At 57.9% G+C, this 15,246-nt stretch carries 13 protein-coding genes and 1 tRNA gene; 2 read left to right on the forward strand and 12 right to left on the reverse strand.

Going from position 1 to position 15,246, the window contains the following annotated elements; translation table 11 throughout:
- Positions 1–143: 143 nt before the first annotated feature.
- The 9 genes from EE36_RS12245 to EE36_RS12285 form a co-directional block, all read right to left on the reverse strand.
- Positions 144–1,427, reverse strand: coding sequence for a serine hydrolase (locus EE36_RS12245; RefSeq protein ID WP_005852666.1), 1,284 nt, complete (start codon positions 1,425–1,427; stop codon positions 144–146).
- A gap of 174 nt (positions 1,428–1,601) precedes the next feature.
- Entirely contained in the window at positions 1,602–2,225 is a 624-nt protein-coding gene (locus EE36_RS12250) for a glutathione S-transferase (protein WP_005852679.1), read from the reverse strand.
- A complete protein-coding gene (locus EE36_RS12255) occupies positions 2,222–3,151 on the reverse strand; it encodes an AEC family transporter (protein WP_005852681.1) in 930 nt (309 codons plus the stop codon). The genes EE36_RS12250 and EE36_RS12255 overlap by 4 nt, the downstream gene beginning before the upstream one ends.
- A 110-nt stretch (positions 3,152–3,261) precedes the next feature.
- Entirely contained in the window at positions 3,262–4,059 is a 798-nt protein-coding gene (locus tag EE36_RS12260; RefSeq protein WP_005852683.1) for an MBL fold metallo-hydrolase, read from the reverse strand.
- The gene (locus EE36_RS12265) at positions 4,059–4,877 is read right to left on the reverse strand and encodes a TatD family hydrolase (protein ID WP_005852685.1); all 819 of its coding nucleotides are present in this window, start codon (positions 4,875–4,877) and stop codon (positions 4,059–4,061) included. Before EE36_RS12265 ends, EE36_RS12260 begins: the two co-directional genes overlap by 1 nt.
- A 32-nt stretch (positions 4,878–4,909) precedes the next feature.
- On the reverse strand, positions 4,910–6,025 hold the full coding sequence (locus tag EE36_RS12270; protein ID WP_005852687.1) for a DNA polymerase III subunit delta': 1,116 nt from the start codon (positions 6,023–6,025) through the stop codon (positions 4,910–4,912).
- Between the two features lie 39 nt (positions 6,026–6,064).
- Positions 6,065–6,703, reverse strand: a complete 639-nt coding sequence (tmk, locus tag EE36_RS12275) for a dTMP kinase (RefSeq protein WP_005852690.1) — start codon at positions 6,701–6,703, stop codon at positions 6,065–6,067.
- Positions 6,700–7,869 (reverse strand): D-alanyl-D-alanine carboxypeptidase family protein, encoded by a 1,170-nt coding sequence (locus EE36_RS12280; RefSeq protein ID WP_005852693.1) that lies wholly within the window; start codon positions 7,867–7,869, stop codon positions 6,700–6,702. Before EE36_RS12280 ends, tmk begins: the two co-directional genes overlap by 4 nt.
- 22 nt (positions 7,870–7,891) lie before the next feature.
- Positions 7,892–8,695: an SPOR domain-containing protein gene (locus EE36_RS12285; RefSeq protein WP_081781243.1), complete on the reverse strand. Its 804-nt coding sequence runs from the start codon at positions 8,693–8,695 to the stop codon at positions 7,892–7,894.
- Between the two features lie 344 nt (positions 8,696–9,039).
- On the opposite strand from EE36_RS12285, the gene EE36_RS12290 reads away from it, so the two are divergent.
- Positions 9,040–9,129: transfer RNA gene (locus EE36_RS12290), tRNA-Ser, on the forward strand.
- 720 nt (positions 9,130–9,849) lie between these two features.
- Here the strand turns inward: EE36_RS12290 and EE36_RS12295 are convergent.
- The 3 genes from EE36_RS12295 to EE36_RS12305 form a co-directional block, all read right to left on the reverse strand.
- Positions 9,850–11,643, reverse strand: a complete 1,794-nt coding sequence (locus EE36_RS12295; protein ID WP_005852700.1) for an ATP-binding protein — start codon at positions 11,641–11,643, stop codon at positions 9,850–9,852.
- Between the two features lie 2 nt (positions 11,644–11,645).
- On the reverse strand, positions 11,646–12,758 hold the full coding sequence (locus EE36_RS12300) for an SIR2 family protein (RefSeq protein WP_005852702.1): 1,113 nt from the start codon (positions 12,756–12,758) through the stop codon (positions 11,646–11,648).
- A 424-nt stretch (positions 12,759–13,182) separates the two neighbouring features.
- The gene (locus EE36_RS12305; protein ID WP_005852704.1) at positions 13,183–13,854 is read right to left on the reverse strand and encodes a recombinase family protein; all 672 of its coding nucleotides are present in this window, start codon (positions 13,852–13,854) and stop codon (positions 13,183–13,185) included.
- Between the two features lie 278 nt (positions 13,855–14,132).
- On the opposite strand from EE36_RS12305, the gene EE36_RS12310 reads away from it, so the two are divergent.
- Positions 14,133–15,140: a hypothetical protein gene (locus EE36_RS12310; protein ID WP_005852706.1), complete on the forward strand. Its 1,008-nt coding sequence runs from the start codon at positions 14,133–14,135 to the stop codon at positions 15,138–15,140.
- Positions 15,141–15,246: the final 106 nt, after the last annotated feature.

Here is a 15,246-nt window from a genome sequence, read left to right on the forward strand (position 1 = left end):
CATCCCGCTGACAATGGCCGGTGTGAAATTTTAGGGGGTTTCCGTGTCGCAAGCCAGCGATCTGTCGCGCTGAAAGACAAAAGGCCCCGACGTCAGGGGCCTTTTGCGCGAGGGTATGGGGCAGGGCGCGTGGCCCCGCGAGGTCAATCGTCGACGCGGCTGTCGGCCAGCGTGCTAAAGGCGAGGTTCTTGAAGATCAGCCGCAGCGGCCCCCGATTGGCAGGCGATTGGATCATCAGCAGCGCGATCATATCTTCGGCAGGGTCCGCGTGATAGCCGGTGCCCGCGGCACCTCCCCAGTTGTATTCACCGGCGGAGCCCATTGACGGGGCGTTGCCGGTTTCAAGTCGCACACCGTACCCCAGACCAAAGCCGTAGCCGGGGCCGGGCAGGTAGTATTTGCCGGGTTTGATGCCCTCAAGGTGGTTCGAGGTCATCAGCTGCACCGACTTAGGCGACAGCAGCCGCGTGCCGTTCAACTCTCCGCCATTCAGCATCATCTGCGCGAATTTGGCATAGTCATGCACGGTGGACATCAGCCCGCCGCCGCCCGACTGGTTCGGCTTGCGCACGCGCGGGTCAAAAACATCGCGGCTGCCCAGTTTGGCCTGATCGGCGAAGGGTTCGGCGATCCGCGGGAAATCCGCAGCGTCATCGATGTAGAAGGCCGTATCCTCCATCCCCAGCGGGTCGAAAATACGCGCCTTCATGAATTCTTCAAGCGTCTGGCCTGAGGCGACCTCTACCACCGCGCCCAGAACATCCGTCGCGCGGGAGTATTCCCATGTGGTGCCGGGGTCATGCTCCAGCGGCAGGGACGCCAGCAGATTGGCCTGTTCGATTGCCGTGTTCTCGGGCGAGGCGACCCCGGCCGCGTTATAGGCCTCGCGCGCGGGACCGGCCCCGAAGAAGCCATAGGTCAGCCCCGAGGTATGGCGCATCAGGTCGCGGACGGTCATCACGCCTTTGGCGGGGCGGGTCACGGGCTTGCCCTCGGCGTCTTTCTCACCGGTGACCACATTCAGGGTTTTATAGGCGGGCAGATAGGTCGAGACAGGCGCGTTCAGCAGCAGTTTGCCTTCTTCGACCAGCATCATCGCGGCGACGGATGTGATGGGTTTGGTCATGGAGTAGATGCGGAACAGCGTGTCTTCGGTCATCGGCTCCCCGTCGGGGGTGCGTTTGCCCATGGTGGACAGATGCGCGATCTGACCGTCGCGGATCAGCATCAGCACGGCCCCCGGCGTCATCCCCTTGTCCACCAGCGCGCCAAAGGTGGCATCCATCCGCGCCAGTCGGTCAGGGTCGAACCCCAAGGCGGTCGCATCGCCGCGGGGCAGCTCTTGGGCCCATGCGGGGGTTAGGGTGGCAAAGGCGGTGCCAAGGGTCAGCGCCCCGGCGACCAGACCTGATCTGAAATGTTTCATTATATCTCCTCCCGGTTGTTGTGATCCGGTGGGACCACGACCCGAGGTTAGGAGCGTGCACGCCGCTGTGGCAACCTGCCTGACGGCTGTCAGGGTGGCGGCGCGGCTTTGTGACGTAGGGTAACTTGTGCCGCGATGCAGCGTACGCGGGGGCGGGGCGAAGGGGTTGTCGGCCTAGGCAGGAAAGACCGTAGGCGCGTCGCCCTCTGCCCATTGCGGGTATTTATCCATCACGGCAGTAAAGGCCTGCGCGGTCAGGAACCGGTCCAACCACGCCTGCAACTGCGGCCAGGGCTGCGCGTCAAACCAGGGTTTGTCGATGAAGGCGAACTGCCGCACGAAGGGGGCAATCGCCATGTCGGCAAGGCTGGGGGTGTCGAAAATATGGGTGCCAATTTGCGCGTCCAGCGCCGTCAGATGGGCGGCGGCTTTGGCCCGCTCTGCCTCCGGATCGGCGTCGGGGTAGCGGGTGGCGTATTTCGTGCGGTCTAGTGCGTGTTTGAACGGCCCGTCGCAGCGGTTGATCCAGTCCCATCCCGCGTCAGGCATTTTTAGCAGTCCTTCGGGATCGTGTCGGCGCAGGGCCCAGATCATGATGTCGAGGCTTTCGTCAATGACCTCGCCCGTATCCAGCGCCAGACAGGGCACTGTCCCACTGGGCGAAGCCGCCAGAAAGGCAGCGGGCTTGTCGCGCAGCACGACCTCGCGCAGCTGCACCTGCTGGCGGGCCGACCGCAGCGCCAGCCGCGCGCGCATGGCATAGGGGCAGCGCCGGAAAGAATAGAGCACGGGCCTCATGGCAGCACGCTGAGCCAGAGCCACGCGGTCAGCACCGACCCCACCGTCGCCACCAGCACCGAGCTTGCCGCGACCCGCCGCGCGCGGCCATACATATTGGCGAAGATATAGGCGTTGAACCCCGGTGCCATCGCTGCCGTCAGCACGCCCGAGCGGAATAGATCCTGCGGCAGGCCAAAGCCGCTGCCCATGAACCAGACAATCGCGGGATGGACGATCAGCGCCAAAAGGCAGACCATGGCGATGGTCTTGCTGTCGCCCTCGGGGCGGTACTGGATCAACACGCCGCCCAAGGCAAAGAGCGCCGCGGGCAGGGCAGCGCGTACGATCAGCGACAGCGCGTCGTCGATCACACCGGGGATCGCCAGCCCGCTAAAGTTCACGGCAAAGCCCGCGAGGATGCCCAGAACCAGCGGATTGTGGAACATCGCCCGCGCCACATTGCGCGCAAAGGCCGGACCGGATTGGCCCCGGTTGCGCACGAACTCCATCACCGTGATCCCCAGCCCGTAGCAAAACGGCGAGTGGATGGCGATGATCGCAAAGTTCCCGATCAGCGCCTCGGGCCCATAGGCGCGTTCGGTGATCGGCAGCCCCAGCAGGACCGAGTTGGAAAAGAGGCTGCAGAACCCGATGGCCACACAGTCTTCCCAGTCGCGTTTGAACAGGATGCGCGCGCCGAACAGACCCAGCGTGAAGCAGACCGCCGCGCCGGTGTAGAAGCTGAACAGCAGTCGCGGGTCGAAAGAGGCCGATAGATCCAGATGCGCGATCGATTGGAACAGCAGGCAGGGGATCGCGAAGCTTTGCGCGAACCGCATGACCCCGTCGATGCCCGAGACCGGAAAATACCCTCGCCAGACAGAGACATAGCCAAAGCCGATGACAAGGAAGACGGGCAGGATGACTTCGAGAAGCGTTTGCACGAGAGATATGGCCTTGGGTGCGGGTGGCGCTGTCGGAGTGGGGGTTTCACACCCCCACGCCCCCGTGGAGTTTATAGGGCAAAATGAAGTCCGGACCCCGCGGGCGGGGGCTAGACCGGAAAGCTCAGGGTCATGCCATCAAAGGCGGGTTCGATATGGTCGGGGGTTTCCGCGGCCAGCGTGTCATAGTCGAGGTCGTTGTGCATATTGGTCAGCACAGCGGTTTGCGGTGCCATCTGTTCGATCCAGTCCAGGGTCTGAGCCAGGTGGCTGTGGGTTGGATGCGGGTCGCGGCGCAGCGCGTCGACGATCCAGCAGCGCAGGCCCTTGAGGTGGGGCCAGATGTCATCGGGGATCTGCGCCACATCGGGCAGATAGGCCACATCATTGACGCGGAAGCCAAGCGCATCCATCCCGCCGTGGTTCACCAGAAAGGGCGTGAAGCAGAGCGTGCCACCGGGCCCGTCGATCGTCACGTCGCCGTCAATATGGTTCATCTCGAGGATCGGCGGGTAGGACGATCCGGGGGGCTGGATGAACACATAGCCGAAACGGTCCAGCAGCGCCTCGCGCGTGGGCGTGTCGGCCCAGACCGGCAGACGTTGGCGCATGTTGATCACGATCATCCGCAGGTCATCCAACCCGTGCACATGATCGGCGTGGGAGTGGGTATAAAGCACCGCGTCCAGCCGTCCGACGCCCGCATCAAGCAGCTGGCTGCGCATATCGGGGGAGGTGTCGATCAGCACCGATGTCGTGCCAGCATCCGTGATCCGCTCGACCAGGATGGAGCATCTGCGTCTTGCGTTCTTGGGGTTGGCCGGATCGCAGGCCCCCCAGTGCCCGCCAAGGCGCGGCACCCCGCCAGACGAGCCGCAGCCCAGGATGGTGATCTTCATCTCGGCCATCAGGCGGCGTCCTGATATTGGGCGGCCTTGGTAAACAGCCGGTCGAAATTCGCCTGCGTCTGCGCGGCAAAGCTGGCATAATCGATGCCGAAGGTTTCGGCCCCACGCCGCGCCGTATGGGCGGTAAAGGCCGGTTCGTTGCGTTTGCCGCGATGGGGCGGCGGGGCAAGATAGGGGCTGTCGGTTTCGACCAATATCCGGTCCAGGGGGGCGTCGGCAAAGATGTCGCGCAGGTCCTGGGATTTGGGGAAGGCGGTGATGCCCGACATCGACAGGTAGAACCCCAGATCCAGCGCCGCACGGCCAAGCGCCTGCGTCGAGGAGAAGCAGTGCATCACGCAAGGGTAGGCCCCGTTGGCATGTTCCTCCCTGAGGATACGGGCCATATCATCATCGGCGTCGCGGGCGTGGATGATCAGGGGCAGGCCGCTGTCACGGGACGCGGCGATATGGGTGCGCAAGCTGGCTTGCTGCGCCTCGGCGCTGTCGGCAGTGTAGTGGTAATCCAGCCCCGTTTCGCCGATGCCCACCATCTTGGGGTGTTTGGTCAGCGCCATCAGATCGTCAAAGCTGGCCATCGGCTCTGTCGCGACGCTCATCGGGTGGGTGCCGGCGGCATAGAAAACCGGGGCATGCGCCTCGGCAATGGCACGCACGGCGGGTTCGTTCTTGAGCTTGGTGCAGATGGTGACCATGCGTGTCACCCCTGCGGCTTGGGCGCGGGCGATCACATCGGGCAGTTCACCGTCGAAATCGGGAAAGTCCAGGTGGCAGTGACTGTCGGTGATCGGGTGAATGTCGCGGGTGCTGTCTGTCATGCCTGGGGTCCTGCCTGTTCGTCTTGCGTGGGCTAGCGCGGTGCGGCGTCGCCCATCTTGAACAGGGTATCTAGGACCAGTGCGGCAGGGTCAAGGTTGACCGCCATCCCGTGGCGCGCGCGGGTGCCGATGTCTTGCGCGGTCTCGGCCCAGACCCGTCCTTGGGCGGGGGTGGGCGACAGGCGGGTCAGCACCGCGGCCTCGTTCTGGGCGGCGGCGGTTTCGGGTGGGCGGCCAAGGGCACCGGTGCGGGCCAATCGCAGCATCAGCAGATCCACCAGCGTGAACAGCAGCGACAGTTTTTCTTCGGCCCCGCGGGCGGCGGCGGCCTCTGCCAGTTTGAGCGCGCGGGCGCGGTCCAGCCGCGGCATCGTATCAAGCAGGGCGACCAGTTCGCCATACATCGCCAGCCCGCCCATCAGCGACAGGGACAGCGCGCCGCCGACAGACCCGCCGGAAAGCGCCGCGAGCGCTGCGGGATCGCCTTGAATATCCACCTCGGACTGGCCGAGCGCCTGCGCCATATCGTCCGGCGTCAGGGTGCCAAGCCGCAGGGTCCGGCAGCGCGAGCGGATGGTGGGTAGCAGGCCGGAGGGGCGGTGGCTGATCAGCAGCATGATTGCGCGGGCGGGCGGCTCTTCCAGCATCTTGAGCAGCGCGTTCGCGGCATTGGGGTTCATCAGGTCGGCGTCATCGACGATCACGACACGGCGCCCGCCATCGGCAGCGGACATCTGGAAGAACCCGTTCAGCTTGCGGATGTCATCCACGACGATCTGCTTGCGCAGCCGTTTGGTTTTCTCGTCAACAGAGCGCGTGATCGCCTTCAGCGCGCCTTCGCCCCCGGCCGCGATACGGCGGGCGACGGGGTGGTCGGGATCGATATCAAGGCTGGTGGGGGCGGGGGTGTCGAACATGCCGCCGTCCTCTGCATCGGGGGTGGCCAGCAAAAACCGCGCAATACGCCACGCCAATGTGGCCTTGCCCACCCCACGCGGGCCGGTCAGCAGCCAGCCGTGGTGCAGCTTGCCCGAGTTGAAAGCATCGAGGAACGCGGCCTCTGCCGCCGACTGGCCGAAAAGCTGCGGCGTGTCGCGCGGGTGGCGCGCGCCGTCGATACGGTCGGGCTGGGGGGCGTCATCACTCATGTCACGTGGTCTAGCAGATTGCGGCGGCAGGAAAAGGGGTCAGCGCGCATCAAGACGCGGGCGCACCTGCGCAAAAACATCCGCCGCCACCGCATCGATGGATTGTGCGCCGTTGATGGTGACGAAACGGTCGGGGAATTCAGCGGCAAGCGACAGGAAGCCGGCGCGCATGGCGACCTGCAGGCTTTCGCCGAAATCCTCGAACCGTTCCTCGACCGTGTTGCGCGACAGCGCGCGGCTGAGCCCTTCGCCGGGGTCCATATCGATCAGGACGGTGACATCGGGTTCGACGCCGATCATCAGGCTGTGCAGCTGGTCCACGGCACCGCGCAGGTCACCCCGGCTGAGCCCCTGATACATGCGGGTGGAATCGGCAAAGCGGTCGCAGATCACGATCTTGCCCGCCTCGAGCGCAGGCAGGATCGTGCGTTCAAGGTGATCACGACGGGCGGCGGTGAACAGCAAGATCTCGGTTCGGGCGGACCAGCGGTCGGGGTCGCCCTGCAAGACCAATGCGCGAATTTCCTCGGCCCCGGCGGAGCCGCCGGGTTCGCGGGTTAGCACGACCTGATGCCCGTCGGCCTCAAGCCGGTCTTTCAGTAATTTGGTCTGGGTCGATTTGCCCGAGCCGTCGATGCCTTCGAAGCTGATGAACAGGCCCTTGGCCGCGGTGCTCACGAAGCGGCCTCTGGCCCTTCGTTCAACCGGGTCAGCAGATGGCGGGCGGCGGCTTCAAGTTTGACCATGAACCCCCCTGCGGCAACGCTGTCGCGGGCAACCAGCGGTGCACGTACCTCTGGCAGGTCACCGCGGGTCAGCACCAGTTCGCCGATGTTCTGGCCCTTGGTGATGGGCGCGCGCAGCGGGCCGGTATAAACCACCTCGGCCGAGACATCGCTGCCGCCGGACACAGGCACCAACACTGACAGATCGCTTTCCAGTTCAAGGCCAACGGCACCCTGCGCCCCAAGCGCCACGGGGGCTTCGGCAATCATGGTGCCGGCTTTGCCCATGGACCGTTGCGAGAATTGGCGAAAGGCCCAGTTCACAATCGATTCCGATTCCTGCGCGCGGGCCGCGGCGCTTTCGAGACCGGACAAAACAAACACAACGCGGCGGTCGCCCTGTTTGGCAGAGCCGACAAGCCCGTAGCCTGCTTCTTCGGTGTGGCCGGTTTTCAACCCGTCCGCGCCAATGCCAAGCCCCAGCAGCGGGTTGCGGTTGGTCTTGTTTTGCGGTGCGCGCCCGTCAAACAGGAATTCGCGCTGCGAGAACATAGGGTAGTACTGCGGGTAATCCTCGATCAGGCGGGTGGCCAGCAGCCCCAGATCGCGCAGCGACATGCGGTGACCGGCGGCAGGCCAGCCGTTGGAGTTCGCGAAGGTCGAGTTGGTCATGCCCATCTGCTGCGCCCGCTGGGTCATCAGGCGGGCAAAACCGGCCTCTGATCCATCGGGGCTCAGCGCTTCGGCGATTACGGCGCAGGCGTCATTGCCAGACAGCACGATAATGCCGCGCAGCAGGTCTTCGACCTTTACGCGGTCGGTGGTGTCCAGAAACATGGTCGACCCGCCGTAGGACATGGCGTGCTGCGACACGGGCAGTTCCTCTGTCAGATCCAGCCCGCCATTGCTTTTGCCCCGTTCGATCGCCTCGAACGCCATATACAGCGTCATCAGTTTCGACATGGAGGCCGGCGGCAGGGGTTCATCCGCGTTCTTGGTCAGCAGCACGGTGCCGGTGGTCTGGTCGACCACATAGGCCGCGCGGGCCTGTGTCTCGAACGCCTGCGCGGGCAGGGCCAACAGAAGGGTCGCAATCGTGGCTGCAAAAATACGGATCATGGCAGTTTCCTTTGGCGGTGGGTCAGTTCGACACGGCGTAGGCGTCAGAGAACCCTTCGGTCTTGATGGATTTCAGCAAATTGGTCAGTTCGGATTTCGTCGCCGCAGGGCCGACGACCACGCGCCAGAACGGCTTGTCGTTGATCTCGCTGCGTTTGACGGTGGGCAACATGCCCGCGCTGCGCATCTGGTTGGCCGCGCGTTCGGCATTTGCCTCTACGCTGAAAATGCCGATCTGGACAAAGGGCTTTGCCAGCGAAGACGCAGGTTTGGGGGCTGCGGGTTTCGGGGCCGTAGGGGCAGCGGGTTTCGCCGCAGCGGGGGCTGCATCAATCGCGGCACCTGCCGTGACAGCGACCGGATCAAGCGTGGTTTCTGTCACTTCCGACGGTGTTTCGATCGTGCCTTCGGGGGCTGCGTCGGGGGCAGGGGTGTCATCGACTTCCTGACGGCGCAGGGCAGTGACGTTCAATGGCGCAGGGGCACCGGCCAGAATACCAAGGGCCGCCGCCGCATCCGACGACATCTGCAGCTTGGGCCCGGGCAGATCGCGTTCACGGCGGAACAACGCGCCGATGACGAATTTGCCATTGGCCTCGTTGCGGATGATCACCCGTTCGGGATCTGTGACATCGGGATGCGCGACCCAGACACCGCCAAGGCTGGGGCGTCCGTCCCAAAGCCCCTGATCACTGACCGAGAAAACCTCGGGCGCTTCGACGTCACGCTCCACCAGCTTGGTCGAGCTGGACGCCACCGCAGCAGAGCCTTTCTGACCGCCGGTCAGATTGCCGACCGCATCGCAGCCCGCCAAAGTCGTCATCATCAGCAAAACCCCTACCGTGCACCGCAGCGGCCGGTTGCCAGAAAAAGGGTGTAGCCTGAGGCTGTTCATGTCCGTCGTCCTTGCCTGCTGGCGCGGCGTTGTCCGCCGCCGCCTGATCGCGCCGTCAATACGGCATGTTTGATGCCCCATTGCCGGGGTCTTTGCGCTACACTAACGCGGGTACAGGGGTTTTGGAAAGGCTGACAGGACGGCATCGGCAAATTTCCCCACCCGGCCGGAACCCGCCCAACACGGGCTGCCGCTGTCTTGCGTTACGGTGCCACAGCGCGCGTCATTTCCAGGTTTGCAGAATCGCTGACACCCCTCTATGCGGTGCTTGCTGCGGAGGAGTGGCAGAGTGGTCGAATGCACTGGTCTTGAAAACCAGCGTGCGTGAGAGCGTACCGTGGGTTCGAATCCCACCTCCTCCGCCAAGGCGTTTTTTGTTAAAAGACAACAATTTAGTGATTTCAAGATTCCGCTTATTGACCACATTATTGACCACAAGAAGGCGCAGATAGTCTTGGTGATATTGTTCTGATATTTCGATCTCTGAATTAGATCACGAACGCGGGCCGCCTATGCCAGAAGGCAGATTGATGTCGGTACAATGATATACTTGGTCAAGAGCCGCTTCCTTATCGATTTCGACGTCATCAGTCCGATCCTGTCGGAAGCCCGAGGGCGTCAGCCCGGCCTGCCGGCGTAACTCGTCGATCTTGCTAGCGTGGATGCCTAATCGATTGCCCATCAGGCGGGGTATATAGGTCATGTAAGTTGTATTTCACCTGTTGATAGTTGTTCGCAGCGATGAACTTGAAAAGGGTTCGTCGGAGGTGGGAGGTCAGCAGCCGTTGCTGAGTGCACCTGCAGCAAGTCCTTCAGTGGTACTCTACCACAGATAAGGTTCTCTGCATAATTTTGACGCAAAACGGTTCATCAAGATTTAACACGGCTTACTCGAGGCGGGGCAGATCGATTGTTCGTTGCGCAGGTCACGAACGAGGTCAAAAACGAGCTAGCGCAACCCGAGAAATAATTTTAGCAACCGACCATCAGGTCGCTCTGAGCTAAGGCAGTTGGAAAAGGTTTCGTCCAACGGCAGCTATTTCAACCGACCTTCGCTGCCGGCGAACTCTGCCAGGAAGCTGAAGTCAGCCAGCGTCACCGGCCCACAGTTCAACGAGGTCTACATCGCTACTGTCCGGTTCTTGTTCTTTCGAAAGTTTGTCGACTTGCATGAGCATCGGGATTTCGAAACTGGTTCCGGTAACAACGCAAGCGCCTTGAGGCAGCGTCGGTATCTGTCCTCTCGAAATGCTATCTAGCGTTGAGATGGTATTCTCCAACAGGGCAAGATCTCTGTCGTTCACCAATCGATGTATGAAATAATTGTGCAATTGCGAGACGATTGTAGCGGAGATGTCTGCAGGACGTTGGCTAGCGAGAGTAAGAAATATACCGAACTTTCGACCCTCTTTGATAATCTCTTCGAACAGCTCTAAACGATAGTCCTTCCAGCTCTCTGCTTCACGATTTGATTGCTGCGAGAGTATGTTATGCGCCTCATCAATAACTAGATGAAGTGTCGTAGTAGGAGGGCTTGAAACAACATTTCTGTGCTGCTCATAAAAATGTTTTGCAATTAGAATAGGAAGTATCTTTTTTACGTCTTGCTTGCATTCACGCAACGAAATGACAGTAACTAGCGCACTAGCCTCCTCGTTTGGCCCAACCGCGACAACCTTAGAGAAGTCTCCTTTCAAGCTGTCAATACGACTCAGCAAAGGCTGAATGTGCTCATACTGCGCTGAGCCGGAAAGAACATCTCGAACAATTTGCAATCGTGCTCGAATTTGCAGTTCAGAAAATCCAGAGACCTTAGATAAATTCAACTCATTGATCATCGGCTCAAATGTAGCCTGAAAATAATTTTCGTCGTCGGCTAGGAAGCGCCAAGTCGGAGGCGAGCCAACATGAAAACTATTGGCATCTGCTACACTTCTCAAACCAACCCGCTCAAGCAAGCTTTCCAAGTCAGCCGAATCTGGTAGACTTTTTACCAGTGATTTGACTTGCTCCAAGGCTTCAACACTTGGATCTTTCGAACGGAGTACCCGTCTTAACGTTGCTTGTGCATAGCGTGACAGGCTGTCTTCGATTTGTGCGAACTTGTTCCTCCCAGCTATAATTCGGCGGAGAAAAGGTTTCTGAGTATATGCTGTAGCCTGAAATAGAATGCCTAGAGTGTCGGCGTCCCAAAAGTCGTCATTTAGCAGCGTGAATCGATCTCCGTCCGAGTTTCGAGTCGTCAACCTGATTATTTTCTTGTGTTCGGGTTCCACTAGTTGTCCGCTTGTGTATTCACCGTTGAAATCTAAAAAGACGAACTTGCTGGTATTTCCGATACTGTCCTTTTTGTTGTCGAAAAGAACCGTATGCAGCTTCGTCAGCGTGTTGGATTTACCGCTTCCTGTATTGCCGAAAATTCCCAAATGCGACTTGAATAGTTTTTGCCAAGGAAGAGATACCGGTAAATCTTCTTTCAAGAGTTTACCGATAATATAGCCATCAGCAGATTTGCTCTCAAAAATGCTGCCAACCTGTTGCTCTGACAGAAGTTTAGCAATATCGCCGATTTTGGGTAGGTGCTTAATCCCATCTTTGAAAACGTCGTCCTCAAAATACCCAATCGGACGCAACTTTAACTTTCGTGTGAATAATTTTTCGCTTGCCTCGAGCTCGTAGTTGCGCTCATCTAAATATTCACCTTCTATGGTACAAACAATTTCACGGAAGCCGTGCGAAATGGACACAAATTCCCGTATAGAAATGCCTTTGAACTTTTTGCCATTGAAAAAATGTGTCTCATGGTTTGAGTTCTCAAAGGCTCGAACAGAAACTTCGACGCCCAAAACCGCGACCACCTCGCCAATTTCAATACTCACGACTATTCGCTCGCTGGTTTGGTTGTGAATACTTCATCGTTGAAAGCTGTAAAGTCGAGCAGCCCGTTTACACGTATTAACTCGACATTATCAAAGCCAATAAATTTGTGTACCATCGAGTCTTTCTCTTCGTCGTCAAAGCAGCATACGTACATGTGAAGAGATGGGTTTGAAAGTGAGCGTTTTATCAGGTTCAGGATATGTTCATCCGCGAATGAGAACCCAAATGCGATAAATACAGTGTCAGGCTTTTCGAGCTCGTAGCTTAGCAGTCGCAACATCTGGTAGTAGTGCTCTTCAAAAACAGTTTCATAAAACTTCCATTTCGTGGGATTCACAATCGGAAGAGCTTTGTAAGCTTTTTGGAAAGCTTCGTTTTGTGTAGCAGTGACGTCCGCAGGCGGGTTTAAATCCTTATCCGTTTTGCTATCGTCCAATAAGTCATCGAAAAAGTCTTGATCTACTCTCAGAGGAACGTCTGAAATTCTCTTCTTTGCGCGATCCAGATCATAGGATACCTCAATTTTTTCGCCGTCTTTATGCCAGTAGACACTGCCATGAAGCTCGATAAGGTTTATTTGAGGAACGCTTTTGGAGTGACGATCGAACACCCCGTGGTCTTGAAAGTACCGTCCGAAATTCCGTGCATTCAAGGTGCGCTTGACGAATCCGTCGGTCCCATCATTCAAATGGAAGTCATATGAGCCTCGCCTAAAAAGCGTCTCCGCCGTGTGCGCAATCATGCCATCGTAATTGGTTGTGAAGATGTTGACTCTTTTCTTGTGACTTTTCTTGCTGAGTATCTTCAGTATTGTCTCGAGGAACTGTCGATAGTTTTCAGCCGCTGTAACTTGTTGTGGCGTCATAAACACGTCGCCGGGTTCATACTCAGCGGCCGGGAGAATAACCTCTTGGACATACCAAGAGAAAAGGTGAGCTAAAAAGTCTGGGTCGTCCTCGTACTTGGTCGCCAAAGTTTCGACCGTATGTGCTTCGTCGGTAGCATTCACCTTGACCCGTAGAGCAAGTGTCGGCAGCAAGCCATAAGATGCTCCGGAGCCAAGAAGAAAATTCAAGTTCTTCTCGTAAATATCCGATTTGTTGATTTTTGCCAAAGTGACTCGTCCTTAAGCTGTATTGGGACAGAACAGCACTTTTAAGGAGGGATTGCACGCGTTTTGGTTTCCGCGATGCTAATTGGGGTTTAGGGCGCGAAACCTCGCTCGAAACGCAACAATTTGGCAGAATCACTAAAAGTAACTTTTCAGTCCGGAAACGGAGATCTGTACAACTATTTCTATTAATTAAGTTGCGTAGGTACCGACGGGCGCTGTGAGCTCGATCTTGGGGGGGGGGCGGTACCCCCGTTAGGTACCATGCCGAAGCAATTAGAATTTAGTGCTTTTACGCGGCAATGATCGCGCGCTCACGCGCGAAAACATCAACTCACTGTCACCGTTAAATTTGCTAGGGGGTTGTTATGCCGCCTGAGCCAATATCAGCTAGGTTGAAGGCTGCTGCATCCGAACACGCCCTTCTTCAGGCGACACATTTAGTTAGTCTATCAGCAGCGTTTTTAACGCTCGTAGCAGCCCATTTCTTGCCTCGCGGAGTCGGCACACCTGCCGCATTCAAGGCATCGGCAATCTTCTGGTAGGAAGCACCGTTCTGGCGCATCGGAAAGACGATAGCAGCTACATTACCGGCAGCCGCGTCAGCGGCTTCTTTCCATGCTTTGTTCCGCTTCTTTGTTTTGTCACGGAGGCCGCCTAGCTTCACGCCTCTGGCCTTGGCTGCGGCAAGGGATTGCTTAGTTCTAATGCTGATGAATTCGCGTTCCTGCTCCGCCAAGGCTGCGTAGATATGAAGCTGAAAGTTGTCTGCGGTGGGCATGCTCGCAACCCTTATTTTCAGAGCTTTGTCATCCATTAAAGCAGCTATGTGGCTAACCCGTCGCGAGAGTCTATCGAGCTTTGACACAAGTAATTCTGCGGATTCCTTTTTCGCCAACTCGATGGCCATTGCAAGTTCGGGGCGGTGTGTTTCAGCGCCGCTCAGGACGTCTGTAAATGTTTCCAGAACATCAAAGGGGGTGTCATTATAGTTATCCAAGAACAGCCCGATATCACGGGACTGGGCATCCAGACCAAGGCCTGAGTTGGCTTGGGAATTTGTACTGACTCTCCGGTAGATAACGTACTTACTGACCATAACTGAGCCTTATAAAAATCGACGACGTTCGTTGTGTTCTTTATGTAGCACCAGAATGGAATATTATCGAGTCTTTTCAATAAATTACGATTTTATAATGCTTCCCTAAATGCGCAAACATGGGCCTTTTGGTGTTATGGCTGGTTTAATGCAAACTGTAATATTTGATGAGGTTGCAGTTTATGGAGCGCGTGGTGGCTGGAAGGGTTTTTACCGCGCCTTTTTAGGAGGAAGAGCTTGTGCTAGTTATCTGAGAGGGCACAAGTTGCGGTAGGATAATGAGCGACGCAGAAAAGACGAAAGAAGCTAGATTGAAAGCTATCCGCGCTGTAGAGCGCTCAGGGATGCTGCAGTCGCTAGCTAAGGCGGATGAAGTCATGGGAGCTCATGAAGCGACGGGGGTAGGAACGCTAAAGAGGTCCTATGATAGCAACACGCTAAGCAGTGTGGCTAAAGCGGTGGAAGCGGCGCGGGTTGTTTCGGTCGATCCTAATATTGGTTTGGCCTTGAAAGCTTTTACTGAACGCCATGCACTGTTCAGCCAAACGATACAGAAGTCGATTGCCGCGCAACAGCGCCCGTTTGCTGACTTGTTGGAGCTTCACCGCGAGTCAGCGTCGAGCATTGCCAAGGCAATGGAAACCTATCGCGCGTCGATGCCGAATATCCAAATTGGATCGGTTGTCGCAGGCCTTAATTTTGACCGATATGGCAGTATTTTTAAGCGCGTGAGCGTAGATAGGATTATTGGGACGGAATTTCAGTTAGCGTCGCAGCGTCTTTCCGAACAAATTCGGTCCTTTCACGAAGCCACAATCCCGAAGATTGATTTAGGCCTGACCGCGAACATCGGCGAACTGCTGGCCCGAAGCTTGTCGGCGCAGGAAGCGCTTCTGGACGCACAACGTGCATTTGTAGAAAGCCAACGCGACGCGGGGGCTGCGTCTAAGGCTGAAGCCCGTTTTCATCGGCGCATGGCCTACTTTACCGCCTTAATCTCAATATTAACCTTTTTCTGGATGATTGCCCATGATCTCGAGGAAAGATTCGAGGGTAGCAACGAGGAACGGGCAGATAGGGTGGAACTGGCGCAGATGCGGGAAGCCTTCGTTGTGATGGGCGAGCAATTAGAAGAGCTGCGACAGGTCGAAGAAGAACGCGCCGAAGGTGAAGGCGCAGAAGCGGCTCGGGAAGCGGCAGCGGATGCAGAGTTGGCGGCGATCATGCGTGAGATCGCGGACGGCTTGCGTGATGCGGAAGAGCCACCAGAAGGGGCTTCGCCCTAGCGATTGCGCTTTCATTCCATTGCGTCGAGGGCAGTCAGTCGTGCCTCCCGCTCGGACGTTAAATCTCTTAAGTCCAAATGCATGATCCAGTTGGCCTGCGCTCTTC

The sequence above is a fragment of the Sulfitobacter sp. EE-36 genome, assembly GCF_000152605.1.
Classification (GTDB): Bacteria; Pseudomonadota; Alphaproteobacteria; order Rhodobacterales; family Rhodobacteraceae; genus Sulfitobacter; species Sulfitobacter pontiacus.